This is a genomic window from Pseudomonas sp. Y3 TE3536, assembly GCF_053629175.1.
Genome location: NZ_JBRJHU010000001.1, coordinates 5,656,449 through 5,675,424 on the forward strand (window position 1 = coordinate 5,656,449; position 18,976 = coordinate 5,675,424).

Below are 18,976 nucleotides of genomic sequence, written 5' to 3' on the forward strand. Positions count from 1 at the left end.
GTTCGGAGTGACGACTTGGGAGGGTTGAACGATAAGCACTGGCATCGTTTTAGCAAAGGCCCTTTACCAGAGGTTTACCTTTGCCTGACGTTGCCAAAACACTGAACTTTAAACGAAAACGGCCCGGAAATCGTTCCGGGCCGTTACAGGGTGTTGCTTGGAGCGGTGGGCGGGGCTGGAGTTCCGTTGCCTCTGCCGGCCTCTTCGCGGGTAAACCCGCTCCCACAGGATTACCACTGTTTCTAAGACCAGTGGCCATCCTGTGGGAGCGGGTTTACCCGCGAAAGGGCCGGAACAGGTAAACCCACCGGCCCGACCTGCCTTTATTTCAGAACAGCCAGCGCAGCCTCGTAGTTCGGCTCGTCAGCGATTTCACCGACCAGCTCCCACAGGATGACCACTGTTTCTAAGACCAGTGGCCATCCTGTGGGAGCGGGTTTACCCGCGAAAGGGCCGGAACAGGTAAACCCACCGGCCCGACCTGCCTTTATTTCAGAACAGCCAGCGCAGCCTCGTAGTTCGGCTCGTCAGCGATTTCACCGACCAGCTCGCTGTGCAGCACGTTGTCGTTTTCGTCCAGCACGACCACTGCACGTGCAGCCAGGCCAGCCAGCGGGCCGTCGGCGATGGCCACACCGTAGTTTTCGAGGAACTCGGCGCCACGCAGGGTCGACAGGTTCTTCACGTTCTCCAGGCCTTCGGCACCGCAGAAGCGCGCCTGGGCGAATGGCAGGTCGGCGGAGATGCACAGCACCACGGTGTTGGCTACATCGTTGGCCTGGGCATTGAACTTGCGCACCGACGTGGCACAGGTTGGGGTGTCGACGCTCGGGAAGATGTTCAGCACCTTGCGCTTGCCGGCGTAGTCCTGCAGCGACTTGTCAGCCAGGCCTTCACCCACCAGCGAGAAGGCTGGCGCCTGAGCACCGGCTTGCGGCAGGTTGCCTTTGACCTGAACCGGGTTGCCTTTGAGAGTCACTTGAGCCATGGACGAAATCCTTATGCGGGGTTTGAAAAGGACACCGAGTTAAGCATGAAGGCGGCCGGGTGCCTATGGGTGAAGCAAAAATTGTTTTATTGCCAGACAATTCTTGTGGACAAAAAAATGCCCAGGTCGCAACAGGCGACCTGGGCATTGCTTGTCACGGGCGGTGTATCAGCTCAGCAAGCCGTAAACCACCGACGTCAGCGCAACCACGCCAACCGCGACCACGAACACGTTGGACATCGCCCCACTGTACTTGCGCATCGAAGGCACGCGGCGAATGGCGTACATCGGCATCAGGAACAGCAGCACCGCGATGATCGGGCCGCCCAGCGATTCGATCATGCCCAGAATGCTTGGGTTGAGGGTGGCGACGATCCAGCACACCACCAGCATCAGCGCAGCGACCACGCGGTCCAGGGCTTTGGCGCCCGGGCGCGCGCCGGTTTTGGCAATGATGCCTTTCAGGCCTTCACTGGCACCGATGTAGTGGCCCAGGAACGACTTGGCGATAGCAATGAAGGCAATCAGCGGTGCGGCAAACTCAATGGTCGGGTTGCTGAAGTGGTTGGCCAGGTACGACAGGATCGACAGGTTCTGTGCCTTGGCTTCAGCCAGCTGGGCGCTGCTGAGAGTCAGCACGCAGCTGAAGACGAAGAACAGCACCATGGCCACCATCAGCAGGTGGGCGCGGGCGAGGATCTGGCCGCTGCGCTCATCGGCATGCTCGCCGTAACGGCGCTTCTGGTCGACCGCGAACGCCGAGATGATTGGCGAGTGGTTGAACGAGAACACCATCACCGGAATCGCCAGCCACACGGTGTGCAGGAAGGCCGAGCCCGACGGCAGCTGGGTGGCGCTGTCGAGAATACCACCGGTCCAGTGCGGTACCAGGTACAGGCCCAGCAGCGCCAGGGCCACGATGAACGGGTAGACCAGCAGGCTCATGACCTTGACCGTGGCCTGCTCACCGCAGCGCACAATGGCCAGCAGGCCCAGGATCAGCACGAACGACAAGATCGCCCGCGGCGGCGGCGTCATGTGCAGCTGGTGCTCCATGAAGCTGGTGACGGTGTTGGTCAGCGCCACGCTATAGATAAGCAGGATCGGGAAGATGGCGAAGAAGTACAGCACGGTGATCAATGCACCGGCGGTAATGCCGAAATGCTCCTCGACCACTTCGGTGATGTCCCCGCCCTTGCGCCCGGAGAGGACGAAACGGGTCAGGCCACGGTGGGCGAAGTAAGTCATCGGGAAGGCCAGCACGGCCAGGATGATCAGCGGCCAGAAGCCACCGAGGCCAGCATTGATGGGCAGGAATAAAGTACCTGCGCCGATGGCGGTGCCGAACAGGCCCAGCATCCAGGTGGTGTCTTGACGTGCCCAGTTGCCCAAGGCTGCCGGGGTCGATTCTTCATAGCGCCGTTCGACGCTTGGGGCCTGCTCATTCATTCCGGGTGTAGCTCCACTCGCAAGACTGCAACAGGGCTGGGAATGGCGAACCAGACGCTTCGCGCTCCCCAACCAAAAAAGAGGGGCGCGATTGTGCACTGAAAGTGGGCGGTTGCGAAGCCCCGTCCGAGGGACGGTTGCACTTGTCATGACAACTGGGTGAAACCGGGGGCCGCTTCGCGCCCCATTCGCGGCGCAAGGCCGCTCCTACAGCTGTTGCGCGAAGCGGCCCCTATCACATCACTTCTGAACGGCGGCGAACGCCTCGGCAACCCGTTGCAGGTTGGCCGGACGCAGGCCGGACATGCATACCCGGCCGCTGTCGATCAGGTAAACGCCGAACTCGTCACGCAGGCGACGCACCTGCTCAACGCTGAAACCGGTGTAGCTGAACATGCCGCGTTGACGCAGGAAGAACTGGAAGTCCTGGCCTGGCAGCAGCGTGGCCAGCGCATCGACCAACGCCTGACGCATGTCCAGGATGCGTTGACGCATCACTTCGACTTCTGCCGCCCATTGGGCATTGAGCGCGGCATCGCCCAGTACGCCGGCGACCAGTTGGGCACCGAAGTTGGGTGGGCTGGAGTAGTTGCGGCGCACGGTAGCCTTGAGCTGGCCGAGCACGCTCTGCGCGGTGGCGTCATCGTCGCAGACCACCGACAGGCCCCCAACCCGCTCGCCGTACAGCGAGAAGATCTTCGAGAACGAGTTGCTGACCAGGCACGGTACGCCGGCACGGGCCATTTCGCGGATGGCGTAGGCGTCTTCCACCAGGCCTTCACCAAAGCCTTGGTAGGCGATGTCGAGGAACGGGATCAACTGACGCGCCTTGACCACTTCCACCACCTGCTGCCACTGGTTCTGGTCCAGGTCGGCGCCGGTCGGGTTGTGGCAGCACGGGTGCAGCAGCACGACGCTGTTGGCCGGCAGGGTCTGCAGGGTTGCCAACATGCCGTCGAAGTCGACGCCACGGCTGACCTGGTCGAAGTACGGGTAGGTATTCACCTTGAACCCGGCACCTTCGAAGATGGCGCGGTGGTTGTCCCAAGTCGGGTTGCTGACCCAGACTTCGGACTGCGGGAAGTAGCGCTTGAGGAAGTCGGCACCCACTTTCAGTGCGCCAGAACCACCCACGGTCTGCACGGTGGCCACGCGGCCGCCGGTCACGGCCGGGTGATCGGCACCGAACAGCAGTGCCTGGATGGCTTGGCGGTAGCTGGCCAGGCCTTCCATCGGCAGGTACAGCGACGCTTCGTGAGCAACGCCTGCGATGCGTTTTTCGACGGCATCCACCGCCGCCAGTTGTGGCACCACGCCGGCTTCATCGTAGTACAGGCCGATACTCAGGTTGACCTTGTCGGCGCGGGGATCGGCCTTGAAGGTTTCCATCAGCGAGAGGATCGGGTCGCCGGCATAGGCATCGACATGTTTGAACACAGCGTGCAGCTCCTTGGATCAGGACAGTTCGGAATGGCTGCCCTGAGGATACCCGGAGTCGCGGTGGAGGAACATCACCGATTGTGCAGGTTGTCTATGCAAGATTGCACAGCCCTAGATTCGTGCTGCCTGTAACGGCCCTTTCGCGTGTAAACCCGCTCCCACAACGCCAAACCTGTGGGAGCGGGTTTACCCGCGAAGAGGCCGGTTCAGGCAACTAATGCCTTGAGGCCCTGCAGTTCCTGCTCGGTCAATGCCACGCCCTCTTCCTCGGCCACCTCGCGCTCGCGGTAACGCCGCTCCCCGGGCATCCGCGTCAGGCCCACGGCCTGCATCTGCTCCACCAGCTCGCGGCTGCGCTGGGCAAACCGCTCGCCTTCGGCCTTGCTCGGGTCGATGACGATGATCAACTGCCCGGTCCAGGGCGTCTTGGCCCCAGGGTGCCCGGACCAGTCGAACTCCCAAGAGAAGTTCCCGCCCGTCAGCGCCGCCGCCAGCAGCTCGACCATCATCGACAACGCCGACCCCTTGTGCCCGCCAAACGGCAGCAAGGCCCCGCCTTCGAGAATGGCCTTGGGGTCGGTGGTCGGCTGGCCGTTGGCATCTACGCCCATGCCCTCGGGCAACTGCTGGCCGGCCCGTGCAGCGATCTGCACATCGCCATGGGCCATGGCGCTGGTGGCCATGTCAAAGACGATCGGATCATGTTCGGCACACGGCGCGGCAAAGGCGATGGGGTTGGTGCCAAACAGCGGTTTGCGTGCACCATGCGGCACCACGCAGGTCATGCTGTTGACCACACTCAGGGCCACCAGGCCCTCTTCGGCGAACGGCTCTACATCCGGCCACAGCGCCGCGAAGTGGTGCGAGTTGTGGATCGCCAGCACTGCGATGCCGGCATTGCGTGCCTTGGCTACCAACAGCTCACGGGCCGCCGCCAGCGCTGGCTGAGCAAATCCGCCCGCTGCATCGACACTCACATAGCCAGCCGCCACGTCGCTGACCTTCGGCCTGGCCTGGCCATCGACCCAGCCACTGGCCAAGGTCGAGACATAGCCCGGAATACGGAACACACCATGGCTGTGAGCGCCATCGCGCTGGGCGCTAGCGCAGTTGTGGGCCAGCACCTGGGCCACGGTTTCGCTGCAGCCATGACGCTGGAGGATTGCCTGCAACAGGTTCTGCAGCTCGGTAAAAGGCACACGCACGGCAGTGCCAGTGGAAGGTGCGGACATCTGAAGCTCCTTGTTGGAATTAGAGTGGCTACAGCGTTGCAACGACAAAAACTTTCCTGCATGTGACAGCTATCTGTCAAATATTGACTTGATGACAGAAAACATTCATTTTCTATCGCAAGCCTCACCCCCGGAGAAACAGCATGAGCCAACCGATCAAGCAACGCCTGGAAAACAGCCTGCAAGGGGCTGCCGCCTCAGGCCGCACGATCGCCAGCTACATGCTTGCCAACCTGCACGAACTGCCCTTTCAGACCTCGGCCAGCATCGCTGCCAAGCTGGGTGTCAGCGAATCCAGTGTTGGCCGTTTCTGCCGCTCGTTAGGTTATGCCCACCTCAAGGCGCTCAAGCAAGACCTGCAGAACGACCTGGGCGATGGCCCGTGGCTGGTCGGTGACCGCTTGCAAGACTACCGCCAGAACCATGATGCCAGCGACAACGCCGGCAGCCTGGAGCTGGAAATCGCCGCCCTGGTGCGTGTGCACGAGTACCGCCAGAGCGAGCCCTGGCACCGCGTGGCACAGCGCCTGGCAAGCAAACCACGGGTGTTCATCGCCGGCTTTCAGACCGAGCGCGGCGTCGCCATGTGCATGAGCCACCTGCTGCAGTACCTGCGCGACGGCGTGCAACTGGTCGACCTCAGCGCCGGGCACTTCGGTGAGGTGCTGTTGGGCCGCGCCGAAGACAGCGCACTGGTGGTGTTCGAGGCGCGTCGTTATTCCCGCCACGCCCTGCAGCTGTGCCAGAAGGCGCGCGAGGCTGGCATTGCGGTCACCCTGGTGACCGATACCTTCTGTGACTGGGCCGATGCCAACGCTGACGAGGTGTTCCGCATCCCCACCGAATTCAACCTGTTCTGGGAATCCACCGCGACCATGCTGTCGTGGGTGCACCTGATGGTCAACGAGGTCTGCAAGAAGCTCGGGCCGGATGTTGAAAAACGCTTGGAAGCGACTGCCGCTCTACATAACGAATTCGTCGGCTACACCTCGTGGCCGGCGGGAAAACAACAATAGCAAGAGTGCAAGAGGTGCGAGATGAACAAGACCATGGCTATGGTAGGTGCGTGTGCCCTGCTGCTGGCGGGCGCCGCCAGTGCTGAAACCCTGCGTTTCGCCACCGAAGGTGCCTACCCGCCCTTCAACTATGTCGACGCCGATAACCAGCTGCACGGCTTCGACATCGACATCACCCACGCCCTGTGCGAACAGATGAAAGTCGAATGCACCCTGGTCGCCCAGGATTGGGAAGGCATCATCCCGGCCCTGATGGCGCGCAAGTACGACGCCGTGGTCGCGTCGATGATCGATACCGAAGAGCGCCGCAAGAAAATCGCCTTCACCGATCATTACTACCGTACCCCGCTGACTGTGGCTGTGGCCAAGGACAGCAAGATCACCGATGCCCAGAACAACTTCGTCGGCTACACCGTGGGCGCCCAATCCTCGTCTACCCAAGCCATCTATGCCGAAGACGTCTACGGCAAGGCCGGTGCCGACGTGAAACTCTACCCGACCATGGATGAAGCCAACGCCGACCTGGCCGCAGGCCGCCTGGATGGCGTGATCGCCGACAAGTTCCCCCTGCACGAGTGGATGACCAAGAACGGCCAGGACTGCTGCAAGATCCTCGGCGACGTGGCCGACACCAAGGCCGACGCGGCCATCGCCGTGCGCAAGGATGACGAGGCGCTGCGCCAACGCCTGAATACCGCACTGCAACAGATCGTTGCCAACGGTACCTACCAGAAGATCGCCAGCAAGTATTTCGCCTTCGATATCTACAACTGATCTTCAGGAAACGACGCAATCCTGTAGGAGCAGCCTTGTGCTGCGAAAGGGCTGCAAAGCGGCCCCCTGCAATCTGTGCCGCGGCATACACCCTGGGGCTGCTCCGCAGCCCTTTCGCGACACAAGGCCGCTCCTACCAAAAGAACGCGTTGCCCACCTTAGGGGTTTGTCATGCTCGATCAATTGTCCTTGCTGTCCTTCGCCAGCGGTGGCTGGGGCCAGGCGTTGCTGGCCGGCGCCTTGGTCACCGTTTCGCTGGCCCTCGCCTGCCTGCCCATCGGCCTGCCGCTGGGCCTGGCCGTAGCGTTTGCCGCACGTTCGCGCAAACGCCTGCCACGGGCCTGGGCCACGACCTTTTCTACCGTGTTCCGCGGCCTGCCCGAACTGCTGACGCTGCTGATCATCTATTACGGCTGCCAGATCGCCGCGCAAAAAGTGTTGGCCGCCCTCGGCTATCAAGGCGAATTCCTCATCAACACGTTCCTGGCCGCCATGATCGCCTTCAGCCTGGTGTTTGCCGCATTCTCCAGCGAAATCTGGCTGGCGGCCTTCAAGACCCTGCCCAAAGGGCAACTTGAAGCGTGCTCGGCACTGGGCCTGAGCAAGCGCACAGGCTTCTTCAAGGTGGTGCTGCCACAACTGACGCGCATCGCCCTGCCCGGCCTGTCCAACAACTGGTTGTCGCTGCTCAAGGACACCTCGCTGGTGTCGACCATCTCGCTGGTCGACCTGATGCGCCAGACCAACCTGGCCGTCAGCGTGACCAAAGAGCCGATGTTCTTCTATGGCGTTGCCTGCCTGGGTTACCTGCTGTTCTCGGCGGTCTCGGGACGGGTCTTTGCCTTCATCGAACGGCGCAGCAGCCGTCACCTGCAAGGAGCCCGGGCATGAATATCGAACAATGGCTGGCAGTCGTCCTCGACCCGGACCTGCTGGAACGCTACGGCCCGCGCTTCGTCGATGGGCTGCTGGTGACAGCCAAGCTGGTGGCGATTTCATTCACCCTGGGCGCCGTACTCGGCCTGCTGCTGGCACTGGCACGCTTGTCGCGCAGCCAGGTGCTGCAGCGCCTGTCGGCCGGTTATGTGTACTTCTTCCGCGGCTCGCCGCTGCTGGCGCAGTTGTTCCTCCTTTATTACGGCCTCGGCTCGTTGAAAGGTTTCTGGCAGGACGTCGGCCTCTGGTGGTTCTTCCGCGAAGCGTGGTTCTGCACGTTGCTGGCATTCACCCTGAACACCGCCGCCTACCAGGCCGAGATCTTCCGCGGCAGCCTGATGGCCGTCGCGCCTGGGCAGCATGAGGCGGCGCGGGCACTGAACCTGAGCCGCTCGACCACCTTCTTCAAGGTGATCTTGCCGCAGTCGCTGCTGGTGGCCATCGGCCCACTGGGCAATGAACTGATCCTGATGATCAAGGCCAGCGCGATTGCTTCGCTGGTGACCATCTACGACCTGATGGGCGTGACCAAACTGGCGTTCTCGCGCAGTTTCGACTTCCAGATCTACCTGTGGGCCGCCGTGCTCTACCTGGTGATCGTCGAGCTGGTGCGGCGCCTCCTGAAACACCTGGAAGCCCGCCTGGGCCGCCACCTGAACTGACCGAAGGATACGTTCCATGCATTGCCAGACTCTCGTTCTCGGCGCCGGCATTGTCGGCGTCAGCACCGCGCTGCACCTGCAGGCGCGCGGGCGCCAGGTGATTCTGATCGACCGCGACGAACCCGGCAGCGGCACCAGCCATGGCAACGCCGGGCTGATCGAGCGCTCCAGCGTGATTCCGTATGCCTTCCCCCGGCAAGCGGGCGCGCTGCTGCGTTACGGCCTGAACCGCCAGCCCGACGTACGCTACAGCTTGCTGCACTTGCCCAAGGCCGCACCGTGGCTGTGGCGCTACTGGCGCCAGTCGGCACCGGGGCGCCTGGCGGGTGCCGCCGCCGACATGTTGCCGCTGGTACAGCGCTGCGTCGAAGAGCATGACGCGCTGATCGAAGCCGCCGGCCTGGGAGGGCTGATTCAGGCCAAAGGCTGGATCGAGGTGTTCCGCGACCCGGCCCTGTTCAAGCAGGCCAAGGAGGACCTCAAAGGCTTGAGCCGTTACGGCCTGCAGTACGAGATTCTCGAATGCGGGCAGCTTCAGGCACGCGAACACCAACTGGACAGCACCGTGGTGGGTGGCATTCATTGGCTCGACCCGAAGACCGTGAACAACCCCGGCGCCCTCACCCGCGGCTATGCGGCGCTGTTCGTCCAACGTGGCGGGCAGTTCCTGCATGGCGATGCGCGCAGCCTGCGCCAGGTCGAAGGGCAATGGCAGGTCGACAGCCGTCGCGGCCCTGTCACCGCCGACGAAGTGGTGGCCTGCCTCGGCCCACAGTCGGCCGACCTCTATGAAGGCCTTGGCTACCAGATCCCGCTGGCGATCAAGCGCGGCTACCACATGCACTACGCCACCCGTGACGGTGCGCAACTCGAGCATTCGATCTGCGATACCCAAGGCGGCTATGTGTTGGCGCCCATGGCCCGGGGCGTGCGCCTGACCACCGGTATCGAGTTTGCTGCCAGCGACGCGCCAGGCAACGAAATCCAGCTGCGCCGCTGTGAAGCCTTGGCCCGGCGGTTGTTCCCAGCACTCGGCGAACGCCTCGATGACTCGCCGTGGCTGGGCCGGCGCCCGTGCCTGCCAGACATGCGCCCAGTGATTGGCCCAGCGCCGCGGCACAAAGGCCTGTGGTTCAACTTCGGGCATGCACACCATGGCCTCACCCTGGGCCCGGTCAGTGGCCGGCTGCTGGCAGAACTGCTGACCGGCGAGCGCCCGTTTACCGACCCTGCGCCCTACAGCGCGACACGTTTCGACTGAACCCTGCGGAGAACAACAATATGACCGCCCCTTTGAGCCTTGCCAGCCTTGCTCCAGCACCCGACCCGCGCCCGGTACTGATCCGTATCGAGGGTTTGAACAAGCACTATGGCGCGTTTCATGTCTTGCGCGACATCGACCTGCAGGTCCGCGAAGGCGAACGCATCGTCCTGTGCGGCCCGTCCGGTTCGGGCAAGTCGACGCTGATCCGCTGCATCAATCGCCTGGAAGTGGCCGAAAAAGGCAGCGTCCAGGTGGATGGCACCGACCTGGCCGCCACCACGCGCCAGGCGGCGCAGATCCGCAGCGAGATCGGCATGGTGTTCCAGCACTTCAACCTGTTCCCGCACATGAGCGTGCTCGACAACTGCCTGCTGGCCCCCACCAGCGTGCGCGGGCTGTCGCGCAAGGACGCCGAGGAACGCGCACGCATGTACCTGGCCAAGGTCGGCATCGAGAGCCAGGCGCACAAATACCCCAGCCAGCTGTCCGGCGGCCAGCAACAACGCGTGGCCATCGCCCGCGCCTTGTGCATGAAACCCCGCATCATGCTGTTTGACGAGCCGACCTCGGCGCTGGACCCAGAGATGGTCGCCGAGGTGCTGGATGTGCTGGTGAAATTGGCCGACACCGGCATGACGATGCTCTGCGTCACCCATGAAATGGGCTTTGCCCGGCAGGTGGCCGAGCGGGTGCTGTTCCTTGAAGGTGGGCAGATCATCGAGGACAGCCCGCCGCAGGTGTTCTTCAACCAACCGAAGACCGAGCGGGCCAAAGGGTTCCTGGCGCAGATACTGCACTGATCCGTGTAGGAGCAGCCTTGCGCTGCGAAGAGGCCAGTGACAGCACCGTAAATCTTCGTGGCTGCCACTGGCCTCTTCGCAGCACAAGTCCATCGATTACAGGTGGCGTGCCAATGCATACGCCGCCTTCATTGCACCGCTGCAATGAACCAACTGCGTCGTTAAATATAATTGACCTCACCCCCTGCCAAACCCTTGCCGCCACAGGCCTGCAACGGTTTAACCCCCCTGAAATCGGCGTATACCCCCCTCTAAAGCCTCTACCAGTCGTTTGACATATCGAACGGCTCTGGCAAGCTAGCAACAAGTCCCGACCGGAATCGTCGCCTCTGACGAGCCGGCAGTGCTCGGGGCTTCAGGTCGCACTCAAGGCCCCGGCCGTGCGCCTGCACAACAACGACAGGTCGAACCTGTCCCAAGGTGACATATGTCCAACAGCAACATTGGCAACAAGCAACCTTCCCTGCGCAAACCTGTCGTCCTGATGACCATGGGCAGCCAAGAGCGCAAAGGCCATGACTATCAGGTCATGACCCACAAATACATTACTCCGCTGGTCGACTTCGCCGGTTGCGTCCCGGTCCTGGTGCCCACCTGCTGTGGCACTGAAGACCTCGAGACCTACCTGGACATGGCCGACGGCGTCTACCTGACCGGTGCCGGCAGCAACATCGACCCGGCCCTGTACGGCCAGGAGAACGAAACCCCCGGCAAAGGCCAGGACAAGGCACGCGACCTGTTCGACATCCCGCTGGTCAAGGCAGCCCTCAAGCGTGGCCTGCCGATCTTCGGCATCTGCCGTGGCATGCAGGAAATCAACGTGGCGCTGGGTGGCGACATCTACCAGAAGGTGTACGCCGAGCCAGGCTTCAACGACCACCGCGAAAACCCCGAAGACCCGGTCGACGTGCAGTACGCTCAAGTGCATGCCGTGAAGGTCAAGCCAGGCAGCTGGCTGCGCGACACCCTGGGCTGCGACGAGATCCGCGTGAACTCGCTGCATGGCCAAGGCCTGCGCAACCTGGGTAAAGGCATCGAGCCAATCGCCCTCGCCGAAGACGGCCTGGTCGAGGCTATTCATGCCCCGAGCATTTCGCCCTTCCTGTTCGCGGTGCAGTGGCACCCCGAGTGGCAAGCCGCGAAAAACCCTGATTCGATCAAGATCTTCCAAGCCTTCGGCGACGCTTGCCGCGCCCAGGTTCGCAAGTCCCAGGTCAAGCACCATCAGGCTGCCTGACACAAAGCTTCGTTAGCTTTGATCGCGGGGCGGCGCAAGGCCGCCCCCGCTTCCCCGGTCACCCTCTGCTGGTCCCAGAACACTTCCCGTGGATGCGGGCGGCGGGCTTGTGCCTGTCTCCGCGATCGTTTTTTCCTTCCCCCTCAAGAGATACGATGACTGTTTGCCATGAACCTGGGTGCCAGGCTTCATGCATGTATCGGTTGTCGCCTACTACGCCCCATTCGCGGGCAAGCCCGCTCCCACGGGGTTTTCTAGGTGCTGAATGTTCGCGCTATCCCTGTGGGAGCGGGTTTACCCGCGAAAGGGACGCCTGCAGAAACACGCCTTCCTCAGCCCATCAGGGAAAAAAAATGCATCGAGGGACTAGTCATCGTACAAGTTGTACGATAACTTACCTCCATCGCTTCTACACACCCTCACCCAAGCGCCACAGGATGCCTATAACAATGAATCCACAAGAACTGAAATCCATCCTCTCCCACGGCCTGCTGTCTTTCCCGGTCACCGACTTCAATGCCCAGGGCGACTTCAACCAGGCGGGTTACATCAAACGCCTGGAATGGCTGGCCCCTTATGGCGCCAGCGCCCTGTTCGCAGCCGGCGGTACCGGTGAGTTCTTCTCCCTGGCGGCCAGCGAATACAGCCAGGTGATCAAGACTGCCGTCGACACCTGCGCCACTTCGGTACCGATCCTCGCCGGCGTTGGTGGCTCGACCCGCCAGGCCATCGAATACGCGCAAGAAGCCGAGCGCCTGGGTGCCAAGGGCCTGCTGCTGCTGCCGCACTACCTGACTGAAGCCAGCCAGGACGGCGTCGCCGCCCACGTCGAAGCCGTGTGCAAATCGGTGAAGATCGGTGTAGTGGTCTACAACCGTAACGTCTGCCGCTTGAACGCCGACCTGCTGGAAAAACTCGCCGAGCGTTGCCCGAACCTGATCGGCTACAAAGATGGCCTGGGTGATATCGAGCTGATGGTGTCGATCCGCCGCCGCCTGGGCGATCGTTTCAGCTACCTGGGTGGCCTGCCGACCGCCGAAGTGTATGCTGCTGCCTACAAGGCCTTGGGTGTGCCGGTCTACTCGTCGGCCGTGTTCAACTTCGTGCCAAAGACCGCGATGGACTTCTACCACGCCATCGCCCGCGAAGACCACGCCACCGTTGGCAAGCTGATCGACGACTTCTTCCTGCCGTACCTGGACATCCGTAACCGCAAGGCCGGCTACGCAGTCAGCATCGTCAAGGCGGGCGCCAAGCTCGCCGGTTACGACGCAGGCCCGGTGCGCACGCCGCTGACCGACCTGACTGCTGAAGAATACGAAATGCTCGCAGCCCTGATGGACAAGATGGGTCCGCAATAAGCGAACCCCCGCGGCCTGTCTCAGCCGCACCCGGAGTGGGAAGCCCCCACTCCGGTTACACCTCGTGAGCCCGCACAAAAATAACTAGTGGGAGTACTACCAGCATGCAAGCGACTAAGAAGACGCATGTGCGCTACCTGATCCTGTTCATGCTGTTTCTGGTGACCACGATCAACTATGCCGACCGCGCTACCATTGCAATCGCAGGCTCCAGCCTGCAGAAAGACCTCGGCATTGACGCCGTCACCCTCGGTTATATCTTCTCTGCCTTTGGATGGGCTTACGTGGCTGGCCAGATCCCTGGTGGCTGGCTGCTCGACCGTTTCGGCTCCAAGAACGTCTACGCCTTCAGCATCTTCACCTGGTCGCTGTTCACCCTGTTGCAAGGGTTTGTCGGTGGCCTGCCGGTGGCATGGGCAATCGTGACGCTGTTCACCCTGCGTTTTCTGGTCGGTTTTGCCGAAGCCCCGTCGTTCCCGGGCAACGCCCGCATCGTCGCGGCCTGGTTCCCCACCGCAGAACGCGGCACGGCCTCGGCCATCTTCAACTCGGCGCAATACTTCGCCACCGCACTGTTTGCCCCGATCATGGGCTGGATCGTCTTCAGCTTCGGTTGGGAACACGTGTTCGTGGTCATGGGCGGCCTCGGCATCCTGTTCTCGTTCGTGTGGATGAAGACCATCTACAACCCCAAGCAACACCCGCGCATCAGCCAAAGCGAGCTCGAGCACATCGAGCAGAACGGCGGCCTGGTGGACATGGACCAGAAACGCGGCAACGACGGCCCGAAATGGGGCTACATCAAGCAGTTGCTGACCAGCCGCATGCTGCTGGGCGTGTACCTGGGCCAGTATTGCATCAACGCCATCACCTACTTCTTCCTGACGTGGTTCCCGGTGTACCTGGTGCAAGAGCGTGGGATGACCATCCTCAAGGCGGGCATCATTGCCTCGCTGCCGGCCATTTGCGGCTTCATCGGTGGCGTGCTGGGCGGGGTGCTGTCGGACTGGCTGCTGCGCCGCGGCAATTCGCTGACCTTCTCGCGCAAGCTGCCGATCGTCTGCGGCCTGTTGCTGTCGACCACCATGGTCTTCTGCAACTATGTCGACGCTGAATGGATGGTGGTCGGTTTCATGACCTTGGCCTTCTTCGGCAAAGGCATTGGTGCACTGGGCTGGGCTGTGGTCGCCGACACCTCGCCCAAACAGATCGCCGGCCTTTCGGGCGGCCTGTTCAACACCTTCGGCAACATCGCCTCGATCACCACGCCCATCGTCATCGGCTACATCATCAGCGCCACCGGTTCGTTCAAGTGGGCCCTGGTGTATGTAGGCGCCAACGCCCTGGTCGCGGTGTTCAGCTACCTGGTGATCGTCGGCCCGATCAAGCGCATCGAGCTGCATGAACCCCCAAAGGCTGAAGCCGACGTCACCGCCAATGGTGACCTGGCAAGCGCCCGACACTGAGTGAACACGCCCGCGCCCGGCACCTGCCGGCCGCGGGCGGATGTATAAAGCCTGAGCAATCACAAGAAGGGCCCGAACATGCAGTTGATCGAACATTCCGACTCGCCCCGCTACGTCCGCCTGCACGATGACGACAATGTCGTGGTAGTGGTCAACGACGGCGGCCTGGGCGAAGGCGCCCGCTTTCCCGACGGCCTGACGCTGGTCGAAGGCGTGCCGCAGAGCCACAAGGTCGCCACCGTACTGATCGCCAAAGGCGAGCCGGTGCGCCGCTATGGGCAGATCATCGGTTACGCCCTTGAAGACTTGCCCCAAGGCAGCTGGGTTCAGGAAAGCCAGCTGGCCATGCCAGAAGCCCCAGCGCTGGACAGCCTGCCGCGCTGCGACGCCGTCCCCGACGCCTTGCCGCCACTCGAGGGGTTTACCTTCGAGGGCTACCGCAATGCCGACGGCACCGTCGGCACCCGCAACATCCTCGGCATCACCACCACCGTGCAATGCGTGACCGGCGTGCTGGAGCATGCGGTCAAGCGCATTCGTCAAGAGTTGCTGCCGCTGTACCCCAACGTCGATGACGTGGTCGCCATCACCCACAGCTACGGCTGCGGCGTGGCGATCAACGCCCGCGATGCCTACATCCCGATCCGCACCGTGCGCAACCTGGCGCGTAACCCTAACCTTGGCGGCGAAGCGCTGGTCATCAGCCTGGGCTGTGAAAAGCTGCAGGCCGGCCAGGTCATGCACGACAACGACCCCTCGGTAGACCTCAGTGACCCGTGGCTGTATCGCCTGCAGGACGCCAGCCTGGGCTTCGGCGAAATGATCGAACAGATCATGGCGCTGGCTGAAACCCGCCTGAAGAAGCTCGACCAGCGCCGTCGCGAAACGGTGCCCGCCAGCGAGCTGATCCTGGGCATGCAGTGCGGCGGCAGCGATGCCTTCTCCGGCATCACCGCCAACCCCGCGCTGGGCTATGCCTCCGACCTGCTGGTACGCGCCGGCGCGACCGTGCTGTTCTCGGAAGTGACCGAAGTGCGTGACGCCATCTACATGCTGACCTCCCGCGCCGAGAACCAGGACGTGGCTGAGGCGCTGGTGCGCGAGATGGACTGGTACGACCGCTACCTGCAGCAAGGTGCGGCCGACCGCAGCGCCAACACCACGCCGGGCAACAAGAAAGGCGGCCTGTCGAATATCGTCGAAAAGTCCTTGGGCTCGATCGTGAAGTCCGGCAGCGGCGCTATTCAGGGCGTGCTCGGCCCTGGCGAGCGAGTCGCCCGCAAAGGCCTGATCTTCTGCGCGACCCCGGCCAGCGACTTTGTCTGCGGCACCTTGCAGCTCGCAGCTGGCATGAACCTGCATGTCTTCACCACCGGCCGCGGCACGCCGTACGGCCTGGCCATGGCACCCGTGGTCAAGGTCTGCACCCGCACCGAGCTGGCCGAGCGCTGGCCTGACCTGATCGACATCGACGCCGGGCGCATCGCCACAGGCCGCTCGAGCATCGAGGAACTGGGTTGGGAGCTGTTCCACTACTACCTGGACGTGGCCAGCGGCCGCAAGCAGACCTGGGCCGAACAACACCGGTTGCACAACGACATCACCCTGTTCAACCCGGCGCCGATTACCTGATGTAGCGGTTTGGCATGGCCCCTGTGGGAGCGGGCCATGCCGTCCTTCAGCCTTTTATTTCATCAAAGGAGCACCCCATGCCTGAGATCCTCGGCCACAACTTCATCGCCGGCCAGCGCAGCGCCGCTGGCGCGCAACGCCTGCAGAGCCTGGACGCCACCACTGGCGAGGCCCTGCCCTACAGCTTTGCCCAGGCCACCGAGGCTGAAGTGGACCAAGCCGCCCAAGCCGCCGCTGCCGCCTTCGCCGAATTCCGTCAACTGGCCCCGGCGCGCCGCGCCGAATTCCTCGATGCCATCGCCGCCGAACTGGATGAGCTGGACGACGCCTTCGTCGCCATCGTCTGCCGCGAAACCGCCCTACCTGCAGGGCGTATCCAGGGCGAGCGCGGGCGTACCAGTGGCCAGATGCGCCTGTTCGCGCAAGTCCTGCGCCGCGGTGATTACCTGGGGGCACGCATCGACCTGGCCCTGCCGGATCGCCAACCGCTGCCTCGTGTCGACCTGCGCCAGATGCGCATTGGCGTAGGCCCGGTTGCCGTGTTCGGTGCCAGCAACTTCCCGCTGGCCTTCTCGACTGCCGGTGGCGACACCGCCGCTGCCCTCGCCGCGGGCTGCCCGGTAGTGTTCAAGGCGCACAGCGGCCACATGGCCACGGCCGACCTGGTCGGTTGTGCCATCCAGCGCGCCGCTGAGCGTACCGGCATGCCCAAGGGCGTGTTCAACATGGTCTTCGGCGGCGGAGTCGGCGAATGGCTGGTCAAGCACCCGGCGATCCAGGCCGTCGGCTTTACCGGCTCGCTCAAGGGTGGCGATGCGCTGTGCCGCATGGCCGCCGAACGCCCGCAGCCGATCCCGGTGTTTGCCGAGATGTCGAGCATCAACCCGGTGATCATCCTGCCCGGTGCCCTGGCCAAACGTGGCGAAGCCATCGCCCGCGAACTGGCAGGCTCGGTGTGCCTGGGTGCCGGCCAGTTCTGCACCAACCCTGGCCTGGTGATCGGCCTGCAATCGCCGCAATTCAGCCAGTTGCTGGCTGACCTCGGCCAGCACCTCGACCAACAGGCTGGCCAGACCCTGCTCAACGCCGGCGGCCTGCGCAGCTACGTTGGCGGCCTGGAGCACCTGCACGCCCACGCTGGCATCGAGCACCTGGCCGGCCAGGCACAGGAAGGCAACCAGGCCCGCGCCCAGCTGTTCAAGGCTGAAGCCCGCCTGCTGGTCGACGCCGACCCGTTGCTGCAAGAAGAAGTGTTTGGCCCGACCACTGTGGCCGTCGAAGCCCAGGACAACGAACAACTGCGCGCCGCACTGCTCGGCCTGCGCGGCCAACTGACCGCGACCCTGATCGGCGAGCCGGAGGATTTCGAAGCGTTCGCCTGGCTGGTGCCACTGCTGGAAGAAAAGGTCGGCCGGATTCTGGTCAATGGCTACCCGACGGGTGTCGAAGTGTGCGACGCCATGGTGCATGGCGGGCCGTACCCGGCAACCTCGGATGCACGCGGCACGTCGGTCGGCACCTTGGCCATCGACCGTTTCCTGCGCCCGGTGTGCTACCAGAACTACCCGCAGGCGCTGCTGCCTGAGGCGCTGCGCGATGGCAACCCGCTGGGGCTGCGTCGCCTGGTGAATGGGCAGTGGAGCGAAGAGGCGATCTGATCGTCTTTAGAATGGAAAAAGCCCCGCACATGTCGGGGCTTTTTCTTTTGTCTGTACCGGCCTCTTCGCGGGTAAACCCGCTCCCACAGGATCACTGCAGGCCTGAAATCTGTGCCCCCCCCTGTGGGAGCGGGTTTACCCGCGAAGAGGCCGGCCTGGGCGACAGAGGGCTCAGACCCCCTGCGCTTCCGCCTCTTCATGCGCCTGACGCAACCGCTCGCGGCTGTTGCTCAAGTGCATGCGCATGGCCATCTTCGCCCCTTCGCTGTCTTGCCGGGCAATCGCTTCGTAGATCGCCTCGTGCTCATGCATTAACCGGCTCATGTAGTGCGCCTGGTCATCATGGGCCAGGCGTGCCGAATTGAGCCGGGTACGTGGAATGATGCTGGTACCCAGGTGGTTGATGATGTCGGCAAAGTAGTGGTTACCGCTGGCCTGGGCGATGCGCAAGTGGAACTGGAAGTCCGCGGACACGGCATCGGTCGCATGGGCCGCGCCTTCGTTGAGCTCGTCCAGCGCTGCGCGCATGCCAACCAGCTGTTCATCGCTGCGCCGCTGCGCCGCCAACCCTGCCGACTCGATCTCCAGGGCAATGCGCAACTCCAGCACTGCCAGCACTTCGCGCAGGGTCACCACGGTCGCCGGGTCGATGCGGAAACCGCCCGTGGCCGGTGCGTCCAGCACAAAGGTGCCGATGCCATGGCGGGTCTCCACCTGGCCTGCGGCCTGCAGCCGCGAGATGGCCTCGCGCACCACGGTGCGGCTGACGCCCTCTTCCGCCATGATCTGCGATTCGGTCGGCAGCTTGTCGCCGCGCTTGAGCTGGCCGCTGCGAATTCGCTCGGTCAGCACCGTGACCAGTTCCTGGGCCAGACTGCGCGGCTTGCGCCGGGTCCTTGCCTGTACCTGCTGCTCTGTCATGCCCTGTATTTCACCTTGAAAGACAGCGCCCATGATAGCGCAAGCAGTTGTACGATCACATACACCCAATGCGGTATTTCACACTGTGTCTGCGACACGCGGAATGCGAAAAATCAGCGCCACATGCTGGCCCAAAGCCA

16 protein-coding genes are annotated in these 18,976 nt (G+C 63.1%); 11 read left to right on the top strand and 5 right to left on the bottom strand.

Annotation, left to right across the window (positions count from 1 at the left end; all coding sequences use genetic code 11):
- Positions 1-487: 487 nt before the first annotated feature.
- The 4 genes from tpx to AB7M33_RS25270 form a co-directional block, all read right to left on the bottom strand.
- Positions 488-988 (bottom strand): thiol peroxidase, encoded by a 501-nt coding sequence (gene tpx, locus AB7M33_RS25255; RefSeq protein ID WP_252823768.1) that lies wholly within the window; start codon positions 986-988, stop codon positions 488-490.
- Positions 989-1,156: 168 nt separating this feature from the next.
- Complete coding sequence (locus AB7M33_RS25260; RefSeq protein ID WP_454243920.1) at positions 1,157-2,437, bottom strand: serine/threonine transporter; 1,281 nt, start codon at positions 2,435-2,437, stop codon at positions 1,157-1,159.
- A gap of 240 nt (positions 2,438-2,677) precedes the next feature.
- Positions 2,678-3,874, bottom strand: coding sequence for an amino acid aminotransferase (locus AB7M33_RS25265; RefSeq protein WP_085274409.1), 1,197 nt, complete (start codon positions 3,872-3,874; stop codon positions 2,678-2,680).
- A gap of 209 nt (positions 3,875-4,083) precedes the next feature.
- Complete coding sequence (locus AB7M33_RS25270; RefSeq protein WP_099429095.1) at positions 4,084-5,109, bottom strand: Ldh family oxidoreductase; 1,026 nt, start codon at positions 5,107-5,109, stop codon at positions 4,084-4,086.
- Positions 5,110-5,252: 143 nt separating this feature from the next.
- On the opposite strand from AB7M33_RS25270, the gene AB7M33_RS25275 reads away from it, so the two are divergent.
- The 11 genes from AB7M33_RS25275 (at position 5,253) to AB7M33_RS25325 (ending at position 17,915) form a co-directional block, all read left to right on the top strand.
- Positions 5,253-6,125, top strand: coding sequence for a MurR/RpiR family transcriptional regulator (locus tag AB7M33_RS25275; RefSeq protein ID WP_027593599.1), 873 nt, complete (start codon positions 5,253-5,255; stop codon positions 6,123-6,125).
- Between the two features lie 21 nt (positions 6,126-6,146).
- Entirely contained in the window at positions 6,147-6,899 is a 753-nt protein-coding gene (locus tag AB7M33_RS25280; RefSeq protein ID WP_099429094.1) for a transporter substrate-binding domain-containing protein, read from the top strand.
- A 171-nt stretch (positions 6,900-7,070) separates the two neighbouring features.
- Entirely contained in the window at positions 7,071-7,790 is a 720-nt protein-coding gene (locus tag AB7M33_RS25285) for an ABC transporter permease (protein WP_027593601.1), read from the top strand.
- On the top strand, positions 7,787-8,497 hold the full coding sequence (locus AB7M33_RS25290) for an ABC transporter permease (protein ID WP_265970221.1): 711 nt from the start codon (positions 7,787-7,789) through the stop codon (positions 8,495-8,497). Before AB7M33_RS25285 ends, AB7M33_RS25290 begins: the two co-directional genes overlap by 4 nt.
- Positions 8,498-8,513: 16 nt before the next feature.
- Complete coding sequence (locus AB7M33_RS25295; protein WP_454243921.1) at positions 8,514-9,758, top strand: NAD(P)/FAD-dependent oxidoreductase; 1,245 nt, start codon at positions 8,514-8,516, stop codon at positions 9,756-9,758.
- Positions 9,759-9,778: 20 nt separating this feature from the next.
- Positions 9,779-10,561 (top strand): amino acid ABC transporter ATP-binding protein, encoded by a 783-nt coding sequence (locus AB7M33_RS25300; protein WP_027593604.1) that lies wholly within the window; start codon positions 9,779-9,781, stop codon positions 10,559-10,561.
- A gap of 427 nt (positions 10,562-10,988) precedes the next feature.
- On the top strand, positions 10,989-11,798 hold the full coding sequence (locus tag AB7M33_RS25305; RefSeq protein WP_099429091.1) for a gamma-glutamyl-gamma-aminobutyrate hydrolase family protein: 810 nt from the start codon (positions 10,989-10,991) through the stop codon (positions 11,796-11,798).
- Between the two features lie 449 nt (positions 11,799-12,247).
- On the top strand, positions 12,248-13,159 hold the full coding sequence (gene kdgD, locus AB7M33_RS25310; RefSeq protein ID WP_099429090.1) for a 5-dehydro-4-deoxyglucarate dehydratase: 912 nt from the start codon (positions 12,248-12,250) through the stop codon (positions 13,157-13,159).
- Between the two features lie 104 nt (positions 13,160-13,263).
- Positions 13,264-14,625: an MFS transporter gene (locus AB7M33_RS25315; RefSeq protein ID WP_027593607.1), complete on the top strand. Its 1,362-nt coding sequence runs from the start codon at positions 13,264-13,266 to the stop codon at positions 14,623-14,625.
- A gap of 78 nt (positions 14,626-14,703) precedes the next feature.
- A complete protein-coding gene (garD, locus tag AB7M33_RS25320) occupies positions 14,704-16,257 on the top strand; it encodes a galactarate dehydratase (RefSeq protein ID WP_186680280.1) in 1,554 nt (517 codons plus the stop codon).
- 77 nt (positions 16,258-16,334) lie between these two features.
- Complete coding sequence (locus AB7M33_RS25325) at positions 16,335-17,915, top strand: aldehyde dehydrogenase (NADP(+)) (protein WP_027593609.1); 1,581 nt, start codon at positions 16,335-16,337, stop codon at positions 17,913-17,915.
- Between the two features lie 171 nt (positions 17,916-18,086).
- Here AB7M33_RS25325 and AB7M33_RS25330 read toward each other — a convergent pair whose 3' ends face one another.
- Positions 18,087-18,836, bottom strand: a complete 750-nt coding sequence (locus AB7M33_RS25330; RefSeq protein ID WP_027593610.1) for a FadR/GntR family transcriptional regulator — start codon at positions 18,834-18,836, stop codon at positions 18,087-18,089.
- Positions 18,837-18,976 lie beyond the last annotated feature (140 nt).